This is a genomic window from Saccharothrix syringae (assembly GCF_009498035.1).
Classification (GTDB): domain Bacteria; phylum Actinomycetota; class Actinomycetes; order Mycobacteriales; family Pseudonocardiaceae; genus Actinosynnema; species Actinosynnema syringae.
Window position 1 is genome coordinate 224,470 of record NZ_CP034550.1, and the last position, 20,039, is coordinate 244,508.

The window sequence follows — 20,039 nt, forward strand, 5'->3', positions numbered from 1 at the left end:
GATCCCGCCGGGGATCACCCGCCGGCGGTCGGGCGGCGCACCGTACGATCGCGCGGTGCGCGGACCCACCTTCAAGGTCGTCGACCTGTTCTCCGGTGCCGGTGGCATGAGCCTGGGCTTCCAAGCGCACCGGGACTTCACCATCGTCGGCGCCGCCGACGCCCAGATCGGCAAGCCGTCCTCCCGGCTGGGCTCGTTGCGCTGCAACGGGATCTACCGGGACAACATCGGCGTCGACCCGCTCCAGGTCGACCTCGGCCGGCTCGACCCGGCCGTGCTGCGGCAGGTGTGGGGCCTGGAGCGGGGCGAGCTGGACGTGCTGGTGGCGTGCCCGCCGTGCTCGGGCTTCACCCGGATCGCGCCCGCGAACCACCTGCGCGACGACCCGCGCAACTCCCTGGTGGGCCGGGTCGCGGCGTACGTGGCCGAGTTCCGGCCGCGGGTGATGGTGCTGGAGAACGCGCGCGAGCTGGTCAAGGGCAAGCAGCGGCACCACCTGGAGGGGTTGGCCGAGCAGCTGCTGGAGCTGGGCTACGAGGTGGACGCCTCGACGCACATGTTCTCCCGGTTCGGCCTGCCGCAGCTGCGCGAGCGGGCCATGGTGGTGGCGGTCGACGCGGGCGTGCCGCTGCGCACGCTGGAGGACGTGTGGGCCGGCTGGGAGGTCAAGCCCGGCGCGGTGACCGTGCGGCGGGCGATCGGCAGGCTGCCGCACGTGGAGGCGGGCGAGGCGCACCCGGACGACCCGATGCACGTGTCGCCGTCGTTCCGCCGGGACCGGTCGCTGGAGCGGATGCGGGCCATCCCGGCCGACGGCGGGTCGTGGGGCGACCTGGTCGGGTCGGCGGCGGAGCTGCTGCTGAACCCCGCCCAGCGCAAGATCATCACCGAGGGCAAGTGGGGCTCTCACCCGGACGTGTACGGCCGGATGTGGTGGGACGAGCCCGCGCGCACGATCAAGCGGGAGTGCGGCCACGTCGGCAACGGGCGGTACGCCCACCCCGTGCAGCACCGGCTGTGCACGGTGCGGGAGATGGCCCTGCTGCAGGGGTTCCCGCGCAGGTTCCGGTTCGACGTGTCGGTGATCGGCAACGCCTACCGGCACCTCGGCGACGCCGTGCCGCCGCTGATCTCGTTCCAGCTCGCCGCCCTCGTGAAGTGGATGCTGACCGGTCAGGCGCCCACGGCGAAGGACCTCTGCCTGCCCGGGACCTCGTTGCGGGTGGGTGACGTCCGGCCGGTCACGCCGTCCGCACTGGTCGCCTAGGTCACCGTTTGACAACGGTGTGGACTCGAAACGGATCACCGAGGTTTTCCGTCCCCTGTGGACAACTCCGCTGAACTGCGGAAATCAACTTGTCCACAGCCTGTGGACAGACATTTCGCCTTGTTCCGAAACGGACTCCGGGTCTCGGTTCTCGACGCGGTGTCGATCCCTTGGATCATCCACAGTGGAGTCCCGGCGGAGGTTTCCGCACGTCAGTCCCGGTGTAGCGATGTCGGTCTCTTGTGCCTGATCGGGTGACACCCGATCGGATATTGTTCCGCCCGATTCTGTCGATCCGGTGTCGAACCCACGCGGAGGCGTTCCGCCGCGTCCGACAGACCCCGCCGCCTTGCACCCCACATCGGGCTACCTCGCGAGCCTCAAGGAGACACATGGCATCCCGGTTGACTTCGAAGCGCATCGGGACCGCGGTCCTCGGCGCCTCGGTCGTGCTGACGACCGCCGCCCTGCCCGCGCTCGCCGACGCGGTGGAGATCATCCCGATCGAGCGCCACGTCAACGGCAAGGACAACCCCGAGTTCTTCAAGCACCACGAGGAGGGCATCGAGGTCGGCCTGAAGAACCAGGGGCGCGACTGGTTCGACGCCAACCTCATCCCGCTGTACGTGGTCGAGGACGGTGAGAAGACCGTCGTCAAGGCGTACTGCGTGGAGCTGCCGACCGTGCTCAAGGACGGCACGAAGCTGCACGAGGTGCCGTGGGACAAGCACCCCAACCCGAAGACCAAGTTCACCGAGAACGCCGCCAAGGTGAACTGGATCCTGCACCACAGCTACCCGCAGCTGGACGTCTCGGCCCTGTCGACGGCGACCGGCCGGGACATCGAGGAGCGCGAGGCCATCGCCGCCACCCAGGCCGCGATCTGGCACTTCAGCGACGGCGTCGACCTGAAGACCGGCGCCGACGCGACCAAGGACGACCGGGACGAGGTCGACCAGGACGTCCGCGCGGTCTACGACTACCTGACCGGCAGCGAGAACGTCGGCGAGGCCCAGGCGCCCGCGCCGACGCTGAAGATCGAGGCGCCCGAGGTGACCGCGGGCGAGGCCGGCGGCAAGCTGATCGGGCCGTTCAAGATCACCACCACGGCCGCCTCGGTCACCCTGGAGGTGGACGCGCCCGCCGGCGTCACCCTGACCGACAAGGACGGCACCCCGCTGCCCCAGGCCGACGGCGGCTTCCAGGCGCAGGCCCAGACGCAGATCGCCGAGGTCTACGTCAAGGTCGCGGCCGGCACCCCGGCCGGTGAGGTCGAGTTCTCCGTCAAGGCCGACGCCCAGCTCCAGCACGGTCGCCTGTTCGTGTCGGTCTCCTCGGACCAGAAGACCCAGTCGCTGGTGATCGCCAAGCAGACCCAGGTCGCCGTCGAGGCCGACGCCAAGGCCAGCTGGACCGCGAGCACCGTCGTGACCACCACGACCACGCCGGCCGAGACGACCTCCGCCACGCCGACGACCACCACCGAGGCCCCGACGACCACCACCACCAGCGCGGTGGCGTCCTCCGGCGGCAACAACGACGACCTGGCCAGCACCGGTGCGTCGATCTTCGTGCCGCTGCTGGTGGGCCTCGGCCTGCTGGGCGCCGGCGCGGCCGCCCTGCTGGTCGTGCGCCGCAAGCGCACCGCGTAACCGCGACCCCCTGGCGAAGGCCCCCTCGGACGCCCCGAGGGGGCCTTCGCCGTGCCCGGCCCCGGTGGTGCGGTTTGTCCCTGGGGACGGCGGGGCGGTTCGGGTAGCCTGCCTGGTGGAGTGCGAAGGAGCACCATGAACTTCGATGAGATCAAGGGCAAGGCGGCCGAGCTGCTCGAACAGCACCACGAGCAGGTCGACGCCGGGATCGACCGGGTGGCGGGGCTCGTCGCCGACCGGATCGGTCACGAGGAGCAGGTGAAGTCGGTGGCCGAGATGGCCAAGGACATCCTCCCGGGTGGGCAGTGAACACGGCCGAGCAGGCGGCGCCGACCGGTGAGACCCGGTCCCCCGCCGCGCAGATGGTGACCTGGCAGGGCTACGACGTGCCCAGGCTGGAGCAGGTGAGGTTCCTGCTCTCGGAGCGCAAGCTGCGCGCCTCCGGCCGCCTGGTGACCGCGGGCCCGGCCGGGCAGTTCAGCGGTTCCTACGAGGTGTCGGTCGGCGAGACGGGCGCGGTCAAGCGGGTGCTGCTGCGCACCGCCACGCTGTCCGAGGAGCGCCACGTCTCGATCAGCCGCTCGTCCGAGGGCACCTGGCTGGTCGACCACGGCCAGGGCGCGGAGCGGGCCGACTTCGACGGCGCGGTGGACGTGGACGTGCAGTTCGCCGTCCTGTTCAACGCCATCCCGGTGCGCCGGCTCAACCTCCAGCTGGAGGAGGGCGAGCACGAGCTGCCGGTGGTCTACGTGACCCTGCCGGACCTGTCCGTGCAGCTCGTCCGCCAGCGGTACCGCACGGTGTCGATCGGCGACGACCGGTCGGTGGTCTCCTTCACCCACGGCGAGTTCCGGCAGGACATCACGTTCGACCGGACCGGCCTGGTGGTGGACTACCCCCGGATCTCCTACCGGATCTGAGGGCCCCGCACCCCGGGAACCCGCACCCGGACGGCCCCGCACGCGGACGGCGTCACGCCCGGACGGCGATCGCCATCCCCTGCCCGACGCCGACGCAGGCCGCGGCCACGCCGACCCCGCCGCCGCGCGCCCGCAGGTGCCGGCACAGGTCCACCACCACCCGCGGCAGGGAAGCGCCCAGCGGGTGCCCGTAGGCGATCGCGCCGCCGTGCACGTTCACCTTCTCCGGGTCGACCTCCGGCAGGTGGTGCAGCACGGACAGCGCCACCGCCGCGAACGCCTCGTTGACCTCCCACAGGTCGACGTCCCCGACGGGCACCCCCAGCCGCTCCACCAGCTTCCGGATCGCGGCCACCGGCGCCAGGGCGGACAGCTGCGGCTCGGCCGCGGTCACCGCCGAGCCCAGGAACTCGGCCAGCGGCGTGACGCCCAGCGACTCCGCCGCGCCCTCGTCGCCCATCAGCAGCGCCACCGCCCCGTCGCCCGGCGGCGACGCGTTGCCCGCGGTCACCGGCCCGCCCGCGGAGAACGCCGGCCGGAGCCGCGCCAGCCTCTCCGGCGACGCCTCCGGCCGCACGGACTCGTCCCGCCGCACCCGCGACCCGTCCGGCAGCCGCACCGGGAACGCGAACCCGTCGTGCACCCCCGCGTCCCACGCCGCCGACGCGCGCCGGTGCGACCGCAGCGCGAACGCGTCCATCCGCTCCCGGGTGATGCCCAGCGACACCGCGACGTCCTCGGCGGCCCGCCCCAGCGGCACGGTCCAGTCGGCCCTCAGCCGCGGGTTCACCAGCCGCCACCCCTGCGCCGTGGACACCGCCTCCAGCCGGTCGGCGAACGCCCGCTCCGGCCGCGGCACCACGAACGGCGCCCGGGTCATGCCCTCCACGCCGCCGGCGACCAGCAGCGACGCGTCGCCCAGCGCCAGCGCCCGGGCGGCCTGCACGACCGCCTCGCCGCCCGACGCGCACAGCCGGTTGACCGCCACCCCCGGCACGGAGGCCGGCAGCCCGGCCAGCAGGGCCGCCATCCGGCCGACGTCCCGGTTCTCCTCGCCCGCGCCGTTGGTGTTGCCCAGCAGCACGTCGTCCACCCGCGCCGGGTCGAGGCCGGGGTGCCGCCGCAGCAGCTCGGTGATCGGCAGCGCCGCCAGGTCGTCGACCCGCACGCCGGACAGCCCGCCGCGGTAGCGGCCGAACGGGGTGCGGGCGGCGTCGAGGACCAGGGGCCGTGGCATGGGCCCATCGTGGCACCGGTCGCCGTCACCGGCCGATGAAGAAGTGCACGAACGCCGAGGTCGAGCGGGTGTCACCCGAGGTGCCGAACAACCGCACCTCGATCAGGTGAGGCCCGGCGGTGAACCCGGAGGTGTTCAGCGCGAACCGGTACCGCCCGGCCACGCCCGGCCCGGCCCGGTCGGTCGGCAGGGCCGCGACCCGGTCGCCGTCCACCCGCAGGGTGAACCCGGCCAGCCCGGCCAGCGGCACGCCCGGCCGACCGCTCAGCAGCACGTCGAACACCAGCCGCCCGGGCGGCACCGCCGCGCCCTGGGGCACGGCCAGCCCGCCGGCGTCCAGCACCGTCCCGTCGATCCGCGCCAGCTCCGGCTCCACCGGCACGACGGCGTCCGGCCGCGCCGCCGGGCCGGGCGTGCCGGTCAGCTCCAGGTCCACGTGCGTCACCTGCACCCGCAGCCCGGTCAGCAGCGTCACCGCGAGCTTCGGCGAGGCCACCCGCAGCGCCTCGACCGGCAGGTCGGCCACCACCGGGTAGGCCGCGCCCGGCCGCCACGGCGCCCCCGGCACGGCCGCCCGCAGCGGCACCCGCACGCCCGCGACCGACACCTCCAGCGCGGGCGCCCCGGGTGACGCGTCGCTGTGCAGCAGCGCCATCCGCAGCTGCCCGCCGGTCACCCCGGGCAGCGCCGCCCACGACCGGTCCGGCGGCGGCCGGTCCGCCACCGAGACCTCCACCTCGGGGCCGGGCACCAGCGGCGGCGGCGAGGCGGGCGCCGAGTCGAGCGCGACCAGGCTGAACGCGGCGCGCTGCGCGGTCGGCCCGGACACCGACACCAGCGCGGTCGCCTCCGCCCACCGCGGCACGGCCGGGCTGGTCGCCACCAGCCCGCCGTCGAACAGCACCCGCGCCCCGTCGCGCCGCAGCACCAGCTCCCACCGGTGGCTCAGGCCCGGGTCGAGGCGCGGCACCTCGCGCACCGGCTCGGTCGGCGCGCCGTCCGCGGTCTGCACCCGCACCGACGTCGACCCGTTGCCGGTGGCCACCAGCAGCCGCACCGAGCCCGGCGGCAGGCCGTCCCCGCCGCCCACCGACACCGGTCCGGGCACGAGGTCGAGCGCCAGCTCGCCGTCCGAGCCGGGCGCGTCGGTCTCCACCGCGAACCGGCCCAGCTCGTCGCCGTCGCGCGGCACGAACGGGGTGCGCGACCGCAGCGTGGTCGGCGCCGCCGCGCAGTTGCCGGTCAGCACCAGCCGCCTGCCCTCGTCACCGCGGCCGGGCGCGGCCCGCGCGCAGTTCGGCCGGGACGCCGTCCGCCACCGCAGCGGGTCGGGCGCGTCGTCCCGGTCGAACCGGTCGACCAGCGAGTAGCCGTCGACCGCCACGCCGTGCGGGGTGCCGGAGGACTTCGCGGGCGCCGACCGCTGCCCGAACGCGTCCACCGCGTACACCTCGACGTCGTAGGCCCGCTCGTCCTCCAGCCCGTCGAGCTGGACGGCGGTGTCCGTGACCAGCTTCGAGCGGTCGGCGCCCCAGCGCACCTCGTAGCCGGGCGCCTCGCCCCGCCAGCGCAGCTGCAGCCGCCGGGGCCCGGACGTCACGGCCAGGTCCCGCGGCGCCTCGGGCGGCGCGCCCGCGGTCGGCACCAGCACGCCCTCGGCGGCGAACGGCGCGAGCGACGTGGGCGCCGCCGCGGAGGTGGGGGTGGCGCTGCTCGGCTCGCCGACGCCCGCGGTCCGCAGGACCCACACGACACCGCCGAACAGCACCGCACCCGCGGCGATCAGCGCGATCCGGCGACGGTCCATGGCGTCAAGCTAGGTGGCGCGGTGACGGCGGTCACTACGTCGTTGCGGAGCCGAGACCTACAGCGGCCGGATCTGGAACTCGTGCTCGGCCGACCGCACGTCCCGGCGCTGGTCCGCCGGGAGCACCCGGGCGGTGAGCCGGTGCCCGCCGGTGGGCACGCCTGCCGTGTCCAGGGTGAACTCGTGGCGCCCTCCCGCGGCCCCGCCGGCGGGCAGGGCGGCGATCCGCTCGCCGTCCAGCAGCAGCTCCAGGCCCCGCACCGGGGCGATCTCGCGCGCGTCGCGGTCGGTCAGCTCGACGGCCACCCGCGCCAGGTCGCCGTCGCGCTGGAGGGTGATCCCCGGCTGCGGCACCCCGGGCGGGACCTCCGGCAGGTCGACGAGCCGGGGCGGGGGGCGGCGCGCGTCCGGGACGTCGGTGACCACCAGGCGCGAGTCGTACACGAACAGGTCGCCCTCGCCGCGGACCCGCACCGGCAGGGCGCCCTCCGGCGCGGGCAGCGGGAAGTCGGCCACCAGCAGGGAGGTGCGAGGGCCCAGCGGGACCAGCGCCGCGGGCGCGGACCGGGCGCCCAGCTCCGCGGTGACCGGCGCGCCGGGCTCGGCGATCACCACCGCGACCACGCGCGCCGACGTCCCGCCCGCCACCGAGCGGGGGTCCACCTCGCCCAGGGACGTGCCGCGGTTCGTGCCGGGGCTGCGGTCCAGCGGCACCACCCGGGCGGGCTCGGGCTCCGCCGGTGCGCCGCCGGTGCCGAACGAGTCCAGCAGGGTGCCGCCTGCCTCGCGCAGCGCCAGCCGTGGCCGCGCCACCCGCCACGGCACCGCGACCGGTGCGGCGGCCACCACCTCGCCGTCGCGCAGCGCCAGCACCGCGTCCGGCCGGACCCGCAGCTCCCAGCGGTGCCGGACACCCGGCCGGGGCGGGGTGGACGTGCCGGCGACGGGGACCTGGGCCTGCGTGGCGGGCACCCCCGGGCCGATGTCGAAGCGCGCGCCTTGCGGCGTGATGCGCAGCAGGACCGCGCCCGGCGGCACGTGCTCGTCGAGCCGGGGCAGGTCCTGGAACGGCTCGGGCAGCAGCGCGACGACCAGCTCGCCCTGCGCACCCGCCGGGCCGTCGGTGGTCAGCACGACCCGGCCCACCGCGCCGTCGGCGCCGGGTTCGCCCGGGGACATCGGCACGTTCGACTGGAGGTCCACCGACCGGCAGGTGACCTCCACCCGCTCACCGCTGAACGGGCGCAGGCCCAGGCAGTCGTCGTCCAGGACCCGCCAGCGGTGCCCGGTCAGCGCCGCCGGGCCGTCGAACACGTCGACCGGCGGGAACAGCCCCTCCAGCCAGGACTCGTCGAACGCCAGCCGGGGCACGGCGGTCGCGGTGGCCGGCGCGGACCGGGCGCCCAGGGCGCCGACCGCGCGCACCTCCACGGTGACCTCGGCGTTCACGTCGAGGTCGGTCAGCTCGGTCTCGGTGCCCTGGACCAGGCGGGTGCGGTCCTGCCAGCGCACCTCGAAACCGCCGTACCCGATGCCGCCGCCGGCCTCCCAGGACGCGCGCAGGCTGGTGCGGTCCAGGGCGGTCAGCACCAGGTCGGTGGGCGGGCGCGGCTCCCGGGTGTCCGCGACGTAGGCGACCCGCTCGTCGAGGAAGCGCTCGAAGCCGCCGGGCGACGGGGGAGGAGCGGACTCGTTGCGCAGCACCACGACCGCGCCGCCGAGCAGCACCAGGCCGCCGACCAGGGCGAGGAGCCGGCGTCGTGCCACCCCCCGACCCTACGGGGTGCGCGCGAGCGCGGTCGAGCCGTTCAGCGCGACGACGCGGCCGCCGCGGGAGCCGAGGTCGCGCAGCGCGCGCAGGGCACCGGGGGAGGTCAGGTCGACGGTGGTGTCGGTGAGGTCGGGGCGGCGCTCCAGCTCCAGGCGGGCGGCGTGCCCGGCCTCGACGGTCTTGGCCAGGCCGCCGGTCGAGGCGAGCGACCCGCGCGCCGCGCCCAGCCGGCCCAGCGCGTCGTCCACCGCGTCCAGCAGCGCGGCCCGGTTGCCCTCGCACATCGCCAGGACCAGCTCGGGGCGGCTGCCCGCGACGCGCGTGCCGTCGCCGAACGAGCCCGCGGCCAGCGCGAGGGCCAGCGGGCCGCCGTCCGCGCCGACGCTGGCCAGCACGGCGGCGAGCACGTGCGGCAGGTGGGAGATGCGGGCCACCGCGGCGTCGTGCTCGGCGGCGGTGGTGGGCACGACGTGCGCGCCGGCGGCGAGGGCCAGGCCGACGACGTCGGAGAGGACGTCCAGGTCGGTGCCGTCCTCGGCGGTGACCACCCAGGCCGCGTCGCGGAAGAGGTCCGCCCGGCCCGCGTCCCAGCCGGACCTCGACGTGCCGGCCATGGGGTGGCCGCCGACGTAGCGGGCGTGCGGCGCGACCCGCGCGACGAGGTCGGCGACCGGGCCCTTGACGCTGACCACGTCGGTGAGGCGGACGCCCTCGGGGAGGGCGCGCAGCACGTTCTCCACAGCCGGCAGCGGAACGGCCACGACGACGAGCGCGTCCTGTACAACCGCGCGTTCGAGGGCGGCGGCGAGGTCGACGACGTCGTAGCCGTCCCGCGCCGCGGCCCGCGCGTCGTCCTCCGAGGCGGTCGCGCCCCAGGTCACGTGACCCGCCGCCGCTGCCGCGCGCAGCACCGACCCGCCGATCAACCCCAGCCCGACCACGCACACGCTTCGCACGGCGCACATCCTGCCGGCGCCCCGGCGTGCGAGGGATTCCGGAGTTGTCCACAGGTCGGAGATCGGCGCTCGCGGCTTCGCCCGGCCGCCGGCACGGTCGGGGTCATGAACACGACCCCGACCGCACCGCGGTCCTCCGCGACCACCACCGCACCGCGGTCCTCCGCGACCCTGACGGCGCTGCGGTCTGCCGCGACCCCGACCGCACCGCGGTCTGCCGCGACCACCGCCGCACCGCGGTCCGCCGCGACCACCGCCGCCACCACCACCGCACTCGCGCCGCCCGTGCTCCGACCGGCGGCCGCCTCGCGCCGCCACCCGGCTGCTCCCCGCCCGTCGCCGGTCCCCCGGCCTCCCCGGGGCGGCCCGCCCCCCGGCCTACCTCAGGGCGTCGAGCGCGAACGCGGTGTAGACGACCACCCCGTGCTCCATCGCGGCCTCGTCGAAGAGCACCCGGTTGGAGTGGTTGGGCTCGGCCTGCGCCAGCTCGACCCCGCGCGGGCAGGCACCCAGGAACGCGATCGCCCCCGGCACCCGCTGCAGCACGTAGGAGAAGTCCTCGGCCCCCATCAGCGGGTCCTCCATCGGCGCGGCCCAGCGCGGACCCAGCGCCGCCGCCGTGATGTCCACGACGTGCGGACCGACCTCGGCGTCGTTCACCGTGACCGGGTAGCCGGGCACGATCTCCACCTCGGCGGTGCAGCCGTGCGCGGCGGCCACGTGCTCCACGACCTGCCGCAGCTCGCGGTGCACCAGCGCCCTGGTGTCCTCCGACAGCGTCCGGACGGTGCCCTCGACCAGGGCGGTCTCCGGGATGATGTTGGTGGTCGTGCCCGCGGCGATCCGGCCGATGGTGACCACGGCCGGCTGGTGCACGCTGACCCGCCGGGCGACCATCGTCTGCAGCGCGCCGACCATGGCGGCGGCGGGCGGCACCGGGTCCACCGCGTCGTGCGGCATGCCGCCGTGCCCGCCGCGACCGGTGACGGTGACGTGGAAGGTGTCGGCCGAGGCCATCGTGGGGCCGGGGCGGGAGACGACGACGCCGGACTGCAGCGTCGAGGTGATGTGCAGGGCGAACGCCTTCTCCACCGGCGTGCCCGCCGCGTCCAGCACGCCCTCGTCGAGCATGTGCCGGGCGCCGTGCTGGCCCTCCTCGCCCGGCTGGAACATGAACACGACCTGCCCGGCCAGCGCCTCCCGCCGCGACGACAGCAGGCGGGCGGCCGAGGCCAGCATGGCGACGTGCGTGTCGTGGCCGCAGGCGTGCATGGTGCCGTCGACCTCGGAGGAGTAGGCCAGCCCGGTCTCCTCCCGGAGCGGCAGGGCGTCCATGTCGCCGCGCAGCAGCACGGTCGGCCCCGGCCGGGCGCCCCGCAGCACGGCGGTGACCGAGCTGCACGACTCGCCGGTGGTCACCTCCAGCGGCAGGCCGGACAGCGCGTGCCGGATCGCGGCCTGGGTCGCGGGCAGGTCCAAGCCCTGCTCGGGGTGCTTGTGCACCTGCCGGCGCAGCGCCACGGTCCTCGGCTGGAGGGCCCTGGCAGCCTCCACCAGCCCGGTGAACCTGGGCTCGGCGGCGGTCGTCAACGTGTGCGGCAGAGTTGTGCTCATCCCTCGATAGTGGCACCGGAAAGCCCCCGTCGCCCGCGCCCGAGGGCCCCGTGCTACCGAGCGCGTGCCCATGGCCCTACGGTGTGCACATGGCACACCAGGAGCCGGTCAACGGCTTCGCTGTCGCGGTGGTCCGTGAGGACGGCCGCTGGCGGTGCAGCAAGATGGACAGCTCCGCGCTGTCCGAGCTGGATGCGGCGATCACGGAACTGCGCCAACTGCGCTCGACAGGTGCCGTCTTCGGGATGCTGGCGGTGGACGACGAGTTCTTCATCATCCTGCGCCCGGTCCCCGGCGGGGTCGCGCTCCTGCTCTCCGACGCCGCCGCCGCGCTGGACTACGACATCGCCGCCGACGTCCTGGACCTGCTCCGGGTGGACCCGCCCGACGAGGAGGACGACGAGCTGTGGCCGGAGGGCGACCTCGCCGTCCTCGCCGACCTGGGCATGCCGCAGCACGAGCTCCAGGTGATCGTCGACGAGGTCGAGCTGTACCCGGACGAGCAGTTGCAGATGATCGCCCAGCGCTGCGGCTTCGGTGACGAGTTCACCAAGGTCCTGGACACCATCCAGGCGTGACCACCGACGAGCCGTACGAGGCGATGGTCGAGGACGCCCTGGCGGTGGCCGCCGAGGCGCCGAAGACCGGCGACATCCCCATCGGCGCGGTGGTCTACGCCCCGGACGGCACGGAGCTGGCCAGGGCCTGCAACGCGAGGGAGGCCCTGGGCGACCCGACCGCGCACGCCGAGGTGCTGGCCCTCCGAGCCGCCGCGGCCGCCTACAGCGACGGCTGGCGCCTGACCGGCTGCACCCTGGCGGTCACCGTGGAGCCCTGCACCATGTGCGCCGGCGCCCTGGTCCTGGCGAGGGTCGAGCGAGTCGTCTTCGGCGCCTGGGAACCCCGCACGGGCGCCGCGGGCTCCCTGTGGGACGTGGTCCGAGACCGGCGCCTCAACCACCGCCCGGAGGTGGTGGGAGGTGTCCTGGAGGCCCGCTGCGCCGCCCTGATGGAGTCCTTCTTCCACGACCTGTGAGCGCAGGTCAGGAGCTGTGAGGGACCCCCGTTTGGGGCACGGCCGGCGGTCTTGTATTGTTCTCGGCGGTGGCGTGTCCGAGCGGCCGAAGGAGCACGCCTCGAAAGCGTGTGAGGTGAAAGCCTCCGTGGGTTCAAATCCCACCGCCACCGCTGCTCAGAGCCCCGGTTGCCGATCACGGCAACCGGGGCTCTGACGTTGGGGCCCTGATGTTGTGGGCCCTGACGCCGGGCCACCCGCTCGCGCGGAGGCCATCCCGCGCCGATCCGCTCCCGATACGGCAACCCCGGACCACCCCCGCCCGCGCGGAGACCACAACAGCTCGTACCCCTGGTCGGTCAGCTCGTGGGGACCACCCCCGCCTGCACGGGGACCACGCTTCCCGACCCGCACCGATGTTGCCCGCCTACCGCGGTTTAATTCGGCTCACCCCAGTCTCGCAATAGAGGGCCCCGCCCCGAAGCGCCCACCCGGCAAGATCCCCCATCGCCCGAACCGCCAGACCATTCCCCGCACCCGCCGGTCCTCGCCAACCAAATCCCGACCGACCCGGCGAAGCCCTCCTCGATCGCGGCCGACGCCCCGCGATTCCCCTCGAACGAACGCCCCTACTCGCCCCGGCCCCGCCCCGGCCTCACCGCACCCGCCCGCCCACGGGTAACCCGGCCAATGGTGATCTCGGGTTTCGGGAAGAGGCGGATGATCACCTCGTCATCCTTCTCCTTCTTGCACAACACCAGCCAAACCACACCGAACACGAAGAACAGGACCAGCGCGACGACGACCACGAACGCCCACGGACAGGCGCCGACGAGAGCTGTCATGGACAAAGCCTAAAGCGACAGGCCGCCCACGTTTTGGTGTACTAATGGCTCTGACCGCAGATCGCCGCCACCGAACGGCGAAGTATTTTTTGCGGTAAGAGCATTCTCGATCCGCCCGCCGCGCCCGAACAAGGTCATCCGGGGCAATTCGCTCTTCCGGGTTACGACCCATTACCCAAAGTGGCACCGAGCGAACTCCGGGCGACGGGCAAACCCGGAAGATGTGACGTACATCACTTCCGGCTCTCTCCGGGGCGCCGCGGAGCGCCCGGGCATCCGCTGTGGCACGGTTCCGGTGTCACCGGTGGGGCGCAGCGCCGCGGTCGAAGCCGGCACCTCGCCGGCCACGCGCGCAAGGGCCACGAGGCGGCACAGGGGCGTCGATTCGCTCCTCGTCAGGCCCGGCTCGACGCCCCTGTCGCGTGCACCGCGCCCGACCCGGCGCTGGGAGGGCCACCGGCTGGGCGCGCCAAAACTCTACCCCATGCTCGAACACACGTTCGAGTGAAGGGTCAATGGTCAACAGTTAGTGACGGCGTCTACCGTCGTTCACTCGATCCGGGGAAGATGCGCGGACCCCCGCCAACTTCCCGGAGGACCCCTTGAGACCCACCCCGCTCCGCCTGGGCGCGGCGGTCACGGCCGCCTCGGCCGTGACGCTCGCCCTGGCCACGCCGACCCTCGCGGTCCCGAGCCAGGACGCCCTCATCGCCGAGGTCTACGGCGGTGGCGGCAACTCCGGCGCGACGCTGACCCAGGACTTCGTCGAGCTGGCCAACCGCGGCGCCGTCCCGGTGTCGGTCGAGGGCTGGAGCGTCCAGTACCTGCCCGCGAGCGCCAGCGCGAGCAGCCAGTGGCAGGTCACCCCGCTGACCGGGTCGATCGCCCCCGGCGCCCGCTTCCTCGTCGCGCAGGCCAAGGGCTCCGGCGGCACGGTGGAGCTGCCCACCCCGGACGCCACCGGCACCACCGCCATGGGCGGCAGCGGCGGCACGGTCGCGCTCGTCGCCACCACCACCGCGCTGACCTGCAAGACGGCCGCCGACTGCGGTGCCGACGCGCGCATCCGCGACCTGGTCGGCTACGGCACCTCGACCGTCGTCCGCGAGACCACGCCGACGGCCAACCTGAGCAACACCACCTCCGCGGCCCGCCCGGCGCTGACCGACACCGACGACAACTCCGCGGACTTCACCACGGGCGCGCCGACGCCGGTCAACAGCAAGGGCCAGGGCGCCGGCGACCCGGACCCCGACCCGGAGCCCCAGCCGGGGGACAAGCGCATCCGCGACATCCAGGGCACCACCCGCATCTCGCCGCTGGTGGGCCGGCGCGTCGCGGGCGTCCCGGGCGTCGTCACCGCGGTCCGCAACACCGGCGACCGCGGCTTCTGGATCCAGGACACCGCCCCGGACGCCGACCCGCGCACCAGCGAGGGCGTGTTCGTCTACACCGCCAACCTGGCCCCGACCGTGGAGCCGGGTGACGACGTGCTGGTCACCGGCACCGTCGCCGAGTACCGGCCGGCCGGTGACGCCGCGAGCAACTCCCTCCAGACGCTCACCGAGCTGACCGGCGCCACGGTCACCGTGAAGTCCAAGGGCAACGCCCTGCCCGCGCCGGAGGTCCTGTCCGTCCCCGCCGGCTACACCCCCACCGCGGGCGGCGGCAGCATCGAGCAGCTGCCGCTGGAGCCGGCCACCTACTCGCAGGACTACTTCGAGTCCCGCGAGGGCATGTACGTCCAGGCGAACGACGTCCGCGTGGTCGGCCCGACCAACGGCTTCGACGAGACGTTCGTGACGCTGCGCCCCGAGCAGAACCCGACCCCGCGCGGCGGCACCGTCTACCTCGGCTACGACCAGCCGAACAACGGCCGGATCAAGGTCAAGCCGGGCAGCGCGACGCCGCCGAGGAGCAACGTCGGCGACACCTGGCGCGGCGCGACCGTCGGCAACGTCGAGTACACCAACTTCGGCGGCTACACCCTGGCGGCCAAGTCCGTCGGCGAGTACGCCTCCGGCGGCATCCAGCGGGAGCGGACCGACGCGCAGCGCGGCTACGAGCTGTCCGTGGCCACCTACAACGTGGAGAACCTGGCCGCCACCAACGAGCAGGCCAAGTTCGACCGCCTGGCCGCGGCCGTGGTGGACAACCTGGCGAACCCGGACGTGGTCGTGCTGGAGGAGATCCAGGACGACAACGGCACCACCGACGACGGCACGGTGACCGCCGGCGCGACGTTCGCGAAGTTCACCGACGCCATCGCGGCCGCGGGCGGCCTGCGCTACCAGTGGCGGCAGGTCGACCCGGTGGACGGCGAGGACGGCGGCGCGCCCGGCGGCAACATCCGCGTGGCGTTCCTGTTCAACCCGGCGCGCGTGTCCTTCGTGGACCGCGCGGGCGGCGACGCGACCACCCCGGTCCAGGTCGTCAAGCAGCACGGCAGGGCCGCGCTGTCGGTGTCGCCGGGCCGCGTCGCGCCCGCCGACCCGGCGTGGGAGGACAGCCGCAAGCCGCTCGCCGGCGAGTTCAAGTTCCGCGGTCGCACCGTGTTCGTGGTCGCCAACCACTTCAACTCCAAGGGCGGCGACCAGGCCGTGCACGGCCGCTACCAGGAGCCGAACCGCACCTCCGAGGTCCAGCGGGCGAAGCAGGCCGCGCTGCTCAAGGGCTTCGTCGACCAGGTGAAGGCCGTCGACCGGGGCGCCAACGTCGTCCTCGCGGGCGACCTCAACGACTACCAGTTCTCCCCGGTGGTCCGGACCCTCACCGCGGGCGGCCAGGTCGTCGCCCTGATCGACACCCTCCCCGAGGCCGAGCGGTACAGCTACGTGTTCGAGGGCAACTCGCAGACCCTCGACCACCTGCTGATCAGCTCGAACATCACCCGGTACCGCTACGACGTGGTGCACGTCAACGCCGAGTTCGCCGACCAGGCCAGCGACCACGACCCGCAGGTCGTGAAGGTGCGCCCGAGCACCGGCAACGCGAACGTCGACAAGGTGGTCTTCCTGCTGGAGGACGTCCTGGAGTGCCTGCCCAGGACGTGACGCCGACCAGCGGAAAGGCCCCGGGACTCGGTCGAGTCCCGGGGCCTTTCCGTACCGCTGGCGGAGGATACGGGATTTGAACCCGTGAGGGGGTTAACCCAACACGATTTCCAATCGTGCGCACTAGGCCGCTATGCGAATCCTCCGCCGCAGAGGGTACCGGATGGGCGTCTGGCCGGACAAAACGGGTGGTCAGAGAGGTGCGGAGGCGCCCGCCGGGGGAGCCGCGCGGGTCGGGGTCAGCCGGTCCGGACCACGACGTCCACCCAGTAGTTCGTCGCGTTGAACGACGAGTTCGGGAAGCTGCCGGCCAGGCCGTAGGCGAACACCCCGTTCCCGTCCGCCGGGGCGATCAGCGGGCCGCGCACGCGGTCGGCGGTGAAGAAGTTCGGGGTCGCCGAGTACCGCCCGTCGGTGTGGTACGAGGCGATGTAGGTCACGTCGGGGCTCAGCGCGACGGGCGTGGCGAAGTCCGCCTGCTGCCAGCCGCCCGTGGTCTCGCCGGTGAAGTTCGCGGTGGCCAGCAGGGTGCCGGTGTCGGTCCACAGGTGCGCCACGTGCGCGCCGGTGTTGCCCTGCCCCTTGTAGAACCTGATGCCGGTCGCCGCGGCGTTCGGCGCCGCCGCCCGGAACCTCACCCCCACCTGGAGCGGGCGGGCGTCGACGACCACCGGCGTGGTCGGGGCCTCGTCGTCGGCGAACAGGCCGTGCACCACCGGCGGCGGCGTCTCCACGACCACGTCCACCCAGTAGTTCGTGGACCGGTACGCGCGGTCGGGGAACGTGCCCGGGGCGCCGTAGGCGTACACGCCGTTGCCCGCCGGGGCGCCGTCGGCGGGCGCGACCAGGTCGTTGCGCCGGTACTCGACGGCGAAGAAGTTGGTGGTGGCCGAGTACCGCCCGTTGGTGTGGTACGAGGCGATGTAGTTCGCGTCGGGGCTCAGCGCGACGGGCGTGGCGAAGTCGGCCTGCTGCCAGCCGCTGGTGGTCTCGCCGGTGAAGTTCGCGGTGGCGAGCAGGGTGCCGGTGTCGGTCCACAGGTGCGCCACGTGCGCGCCCGTGTTGAGCGGTCCCTTGTAGAACCTGATGCCCCTGGCCACGCCGCCGGCGACCGCGCAGCGGAACCTGGTGCCGACCTGCACGGGGTTGGGGTCGTCGGCGTTGATGATCGCCGGCGTGTGGTCGGTGGGCTTGAACAGGGTCTGCGTGACCGCCTGGGGCGGCACCACCACCGACACGGTGGCCTGGACGGGCGGGGTCCGGCCGTTGGTGACCGAGTAGCGGAACGTCGCCTGCCCGGAGAACCCGGCGGCCGGGGTGAACGTCACCCGCTGCGTGGCGGCCGACCACGTCACGGTGCCGCCGACCGGGGCGGACACCCCGGTGATCGACAGCGGGTAGCCGTTGGGGTCGGTGTCGTTGGCCAGCAGCCCCTCGGCGGGGATCACCAGCGGGGCACCCGCGCGCGCGGTGAAGCCGCTGTCGTTGGTCGCGGTGGGCGGCAGGTCGCCCGCGCCGCCGGCGCGCTCGAAGACGACGTCCACCCAGTAGTTGTTGGACCGGTAGGTGCTGTTGGGGAAGGTGCCGGGGGCGCCGTAGGCGTAGACGCCGTTGCCGCTGGTCGCGGTGCCGGCGGGGGCGGTCACCGCGCCGCCGGTCCGCGCGGTGGTGAAGTAGTTGCGGTCGGCGGAGTAGAAGCCCGCCGTGTGGTACGAGGCGATGTAGGTGGAGCCCGGCGTGATCACCACCGGCTCGTCGAACTCCGCCTGCTGCCAGCCGCTCGCGGTCTCGTCGGTGTAGTCGGCCTTGGCCAGCAGGACGCCGCCGGCCGTCCACAGGTGGCCGACGTGCGCGCCGGTGTCGGCCGGGTTCTTGTAGAACCGCAGGCCGGTCACCGAGCCCGGCGTGTTCACGGTGAACTTCACGCCCAGCTCCAGCGCGTTGGCCTCGTTGCTGCGCAGGGCGAACGGCACGTCGGCGGGGGTGAACAGGCTCACCGAGGCGGCGGGCGTGACGGTGACCCGGACGGCCGCGCCGGGCGACTGGGCGTTGAGGCTGTCGTCGACCGCGCGGGCCAGGACCCGGTAGGACCCGGGTAACCGCGGCCACCACGAGAAGGTCCAGTCGGTGGTGCCGTCGGCGGCCCACCAGGTCCGGCCGCCGTCGGTGGAGACCTCGACGACGCCGACCTGACCGCCGACGTCGCTCGCGGTGCCGCTGATCACCACCTCCTCCTGCTGCACGAAGCTCGCGCCGGCGGCCGGCGAGGTGATGACCGCGACCGGCGCGGTGGTGTCGGTGGACCCGGTGGCGCGGACGAGGTCCGGCTGGAGCGTGGCCGGCTGGACCCCCATGTCGGCGAACAGGTTGACCATCGCCTGCTGCACGTCCTGGTCCTCGGGGATGTCCGGCACCGGGCCGCTGTTGGTGGTGTCGTGCTCGGTGTCCAGGCCGAACGACCAGAAGACCGTGCCCGCGCCGAACACGATCGCCCCGCTGGGCGCCCGGTGCAGGACCATCCGGTGCCGGGCGGTCGCCTGGCCGGTCGCGGTGCCGTAGTCCACCAGGTAGGTGCGGACGTCCACGGTGGTGTCGGAGACCGCGACGCTGCCGGGCGGCCGGAACCGGTTGTCGGGCGCCTCGTCCCACTCGTAGCCGAGCAGGCCGGGGCTCAGGCTCGCGGTCTCGCCGGGTGCCGTCGTGGCGACCTTGGTGTCGCGCCAGAACCGCAGCCGGGAGCGCTCGTGCGGCACCTCGATGACGTCCGCGCGGTGGGAGTCGACCTGGAAGATCGTGCCGGTGAGCGCGTTCTCGGGCCGGCCGCCGTCGGCCGGCGGGGAGAACAGCGTGTCGCGCCAGGTCCCGGTCCACTGCGGGCTGGGGTCGGTCTTCTCGCCGGCCCGGGTCTCCTTGTAGGTCACCAGGGTGCGGGCGGGCGTGCCGTTGAGGTCGGGTTCCCAGCGGGTCCTCCAGTAGACCTCGTTGCCGCTGATGAAGACCAGGTGCACGCCGGCGTCGCGGGCGGCCTCGACGTGGGCGCGCTGGTCGCCCGACCAGTACTCGTCGTGGCCGGTGGACATGAAGACGCGGTGGTCGGTCAGGGCGGCGTTGCCGGGCCCGGTGTCGACGCCGCTGATGTAGGTCACGTCGTAGCCGTTGCGCTCCAGCCACCTGATGGCCGCGTGCTCGGCGCTGAGCACGAAGTCCTGCGGCCCGGCCCAGAGCCCGACGCCGTCGCGGGTGCGGAAGGGCCGGTTGTAGCTGACCTTGTAGGCGCGGCCGTCGGGGCTGGCCGTGGCGTTGCCGCCGTAGAGGTTCGCGCCGCCCCAGCCGTTGTACGCCTGCCAGGTGGTGTCGGAGGTCTGGAAGACGATGTCGTGGCCCACGCCGTCGTCGCGCACCACGAACACGACGTGGCTCGCGCCCGCCACGCCGTCCTGCCGCACCAGCTTCGCCAGGTGGACCCCGGACACCGCGTCGGCGGGCACGTCCCACGAGGTGGTGACGTCCCAGTTGCCCGCGTCGTACAGGCCGATGGCGGGGTCGCCGCCCGGCGGGGGCTGCACCGACGGGCCGTCGCACTGGATCGTGGCGACCTTCCGCGCGCCCAGGCCGCCGTAGTAGCCGAGGCGGTAGATGTCGACGCGGTAGTCGGGCGAGTCGGTGTTGATCTTGAACTCGACGCGCTCGCCCCGGTTGACGCTCATGCTGGTGGTGAAGCCCTCGATGGTGGTCGAGGCGGGCCCGTCGAGGTCCCACTCGCTCCGCGGGCTGCCGGGTCTCCGGTTCTCCGCGGTGATCGCGTTGGTGGACATGTGAGTTCCCCCGTTCTGCCGATCCGATCGCTCCCCTTGTCCGTGTGTGGGACGGCAATCCGGTCTCGTTACGGAAAGTCACGGGAA

14 protein-coding genes and 2 tRNA genes are annotated in these 20,039 nt (G+C 73.9%); 8 read left to right on the top strand and 8 right to left on the bottom strand.

The window, feature by feature from the left end; translation table 11 throughout:
* The first annotated feature begins 55 nt into the window (after nucleotides 1-55).
* From EKG83_RS01040 to EKG83_RS01055, 4 genes are all read left to right on the top strand, one after another.
* A complete protein-coding gene (locus tag EKG83_RS01040) occupies nucleotides 56-1,267 on the top strand; it encodes a DNA cytosine methyltransferase (protein WP_033433421.1) in 1,212 nt (403 codons plus the stop codon).
* A gap of 392 nt (nucleotides 1,268-1,659) precedes the next feature.
* Nucleotides 1,660-2,919, top strand: coding sequence for a thioester domain-containing protein (locus EKG83_RS01045; RefSeq protein WP_033433422.1), 1,260 nt, complete (start codon nucleotides 1,660-1,662; stop codon nucleotides 2,917-2,919).
* Between the two features lie 135 nt (nucleotides 2,920-3,054).
* A complete protein-coding gene (locus EKG83_RS01050; protein ID WP_084716832.1) occupies nucleotides 3,055-3,228 on the top strand; it encodes an antitoxin in 174 nt (57 codons plus the stop codon).
* Nucleotides 3,225-3,839, top strand: coding sequence for a putative glycolipid-binding domain-containing protein (locus tag EKG83_RS01055; RefSeq protein WP_051766471.1), 615 nt, complete (start codon nucleotides 3,225-3,227; stop codon nucleotides 3,837-3,839). Before EKG83_RS01050 ends, EKG83_RS01055 begins: the two co-directional genes overlap by 4 nt.
* A 52-nt stretch (nucleotides 3,840-3,891) precedes the next feature.
* Here EKG83_RS01055 and EKG83_RS01060 read toward each other — a convergent pair whose 3' ends face one another.
* The 5 genes from EKG83_RS01060 to EKG83_RS01080 all read right to left on the bottom strand — a co-directional run bounded on the left by EKG83_RS01060 (nucleotide 3,892) and on the right by EKG83_RS01080 (nucleotide 11,224).
* Complete coding sequence (locus EKG83_RS01060) at nucleotides 3,892-5,076, bottom strand: thiolase family protein (RefSeq protein ID WP_033433423.1); 1,185 nt, start codon at nucleotides 5,074-5,076, stop codon at nucleotides 3,892-3,894.
* Nucleotides 5,077-5,101: 25 nt separating this feature from the next.
* Nucleotides 5,102-6,883 carry a fibronectin type III domain-containing protein gene (locus EKG83_RS01065; RefSeq protein WP_033433424.1) on the bottom strand — a complete coding sequence of 594 codons (1,782 nt, stop codon included), beginning with the start codon at nucleotides 6,881-6,883 and terminating at the stop codon, nucleotides 5,102-5,104.
* 57 nt (nucleotides 6,884-6,940) lie between these two features.
* Complete coding sequence (locus EKG83_RS01070) at nucleotides 6,941-8,650, bottom strand: fibronectin type III domain-containing protein (protein ID WP_033433425.1); 1,710 nt, start codon at nucleotides 8,648-8,650, stop codon at nucleotides 6,941-6,943.
* A 9-nt stretch (nucleotides 8,651-8,659) separates the two neighbouring features.
* The gene (locus EKG83_RS01075) at nucleotides 8,660-9,610 is read right to left on the bottom strand and encodes a prephenate dehydrogenase (RefSeq protein ID WP_033433426.1); all 951 of its coding nucleotides are present in this window, start codon (nucleotides 9,608-9,610) and stop codon (nucleotides 8,660-8,662) included.
* 378 nt (nucleotides 9,611-9,988) lie between these two features.
* Nucleotides 9,989-11,224, bottom strand: a complete 1,236-nt coding sequence (locus tag EKG83_RS01080; protein ID WP_033433427.1) for a M20 metallopeptidase family protein — start codon at nucleotides 11,222-11,224, stop codon at nucleotides 9,989-9,991.
* Nucleotides 11,225-11,313: 89 nt separating this feature from the next.
* On the opposite strand from EKG83_RS01080, the gene EKG83_RS01085 reads away from it, so the two are divergent.
* The 3 genes from EKG83_RS01085 to EKG83_RS01095 all read left to right on the top strand — a co-directional run bounded on the left by EKG83_RS01085 (nucleotide 11,314) and on the right by EKG83_RS01095 (nucleotide 12,412).
* A complete protein-coding gene (locus EKG83_RS01085; RefSeq protein ID WP_033433428.1) occupies nucleotides 11,314-11,802 on the top strand; it encodes a tRNA adenosine deaminase-associated protein in 489 nt (162 codons plus the stop codon).
* Nucleotides 11,803-11,825: 23 nt separating this feature from the next.
* On the top strand, nucleotides 11,826-12,260 hold the full coding sequence (locus EKG83_RS01090; protein ID WP_033433506.1) for a nucleoside deaminase: 435 nt from the start codon (nucleotides 11,826-11,828) through the stop codon (nucleotides 12,258-12,260).
* Nucleotides 12,261-12,327: 67 nt separating this feature from the next.
* Nucleotides 12,328-12,412: transfer RNA gene (locus EKG83_RS01095), tRNA-Ser, on the top strand.
* Nucleotides 12,413-12,868: 456 nt separating this feature from the next.
* Here EKG83_RS01095 and EKG83_RS01100 read toward each other — a convergent pair.
* Complete coding sequence (locus EKG83_RS01100) at nucleotides 12,869-13,084, bottom strand: hypothetical protein (protein WP_153277827.1); 216 nt, start codon at nucleotides 13,082-13,084, stop codon at nucleotides 12,869-12,871.
* Nucleotides 13,085-13,686: 602 nt separating this feature from the next.
* Between EKG83_RS01100 and EKG83_RS01105 the strand changes: the two genes are divergently transcribed.
* Complete coding sequence (locus tag EKG83_RS01105) at nucleotides 13,687-16,137, top strand: endonuclease/exonuclease/phosphatase family protein (RefSeq protein WP_033433430.1); 2,451 nt, start codon at nucleotides 13,687-13,689, stop codon at nucleotides 16,135-16,137.
* A 58-nt stretch (nucleotides 16,138-16,195) separates the two neighbouring features.
* Here EKG83_RS01105 and EKG83_RS01110 read toward each other — a convergent pair.
* Nucleotides 16,196-16,283: transfer RNA gene (locus tag EKG83_RS01110), tRNA-Ser, on the bottom strand.
* 93 nt (nucleotides 16,284-16,376) lie between these two features.
* On the bottom strand, nucleotides 16,377-19,952 hold the full coding sequence (locus EKG83_RS01115) for a DUF4082 domain-containing protein (RefSeq protein ID WP_051766472.1): 3,576 nt from the start codon (nucleotides 19,950-19,952) through the stop codon (nucleotides 16,377-16,379).
* Between the last annotated feature and the right edge of the window lie 87 nt (nucleotides 19,953-20,039).

Coding starts and splice junctions, on each gene's coding strand:
- EKG83_RS01045 (WP_033433422.1), top strand. CDS start 1,660: ATGGCATCCCGGTTGACTTCGAAGCGCATCGGGACCGCGGTCCTCGGC.
- EKG83_RS01050 (WP_084716832.1), top strand. CDS start 3,055: ATGAACTTCGATGAGATCAAGGGCAAGGCGGCCGAGCTGCTCGAACAG.
- EKG83_RS01060 (WP_033433423.1), bottom strand. CDS start 5,076: ATGCCACGGCCCCTGGTCCTCGACGCCGCCCGCACCCCGTTCGGCCGC.
- EKG83_RS01065 (WP_033433424.1), bottom strand. CDS start 6,883: ATGGACCGTCGCCGGATCGCGCTGATCGCCGCGGGTGCGGTGCTGTTC.
- EKG83_RS01080 (WP_033433427.1), bottom strand. CDS start 11,224: ATGAGCACAACTCTGCCGCACACGTTGACGACCGCCGCCGAGCCCAGG.
- EKG83_RS01085 (WP_033433428.1), top strand. CDS start 11,314: ATGGCACACCAGGAGCCGGTCAACGGCTTCGCTGTCGCGGTGGTCCGT.
- EKG83_RS01090 (WP_033433506.1), top strand. CDS start 11,826: ATGGTCGAGGACGCCCTGGCGGTGGCCGCCGAGGCGCCGAAGACCGGC.
- EKG83_RS01100 (WP_153277827.1), bottom strand. CDS start 13,084: ATGACAGCTCTCGTCGGCGCCTGTCCGTGGGCGTTCGTGGTCGTCGTC.
- EKG83_RS01115 (WP_051766472.1), bottom strand. CDS start 19,952: ATGTCCACCAACGCGATCACCGCGGAGAACCGGAGACCCGGCAGCCCG.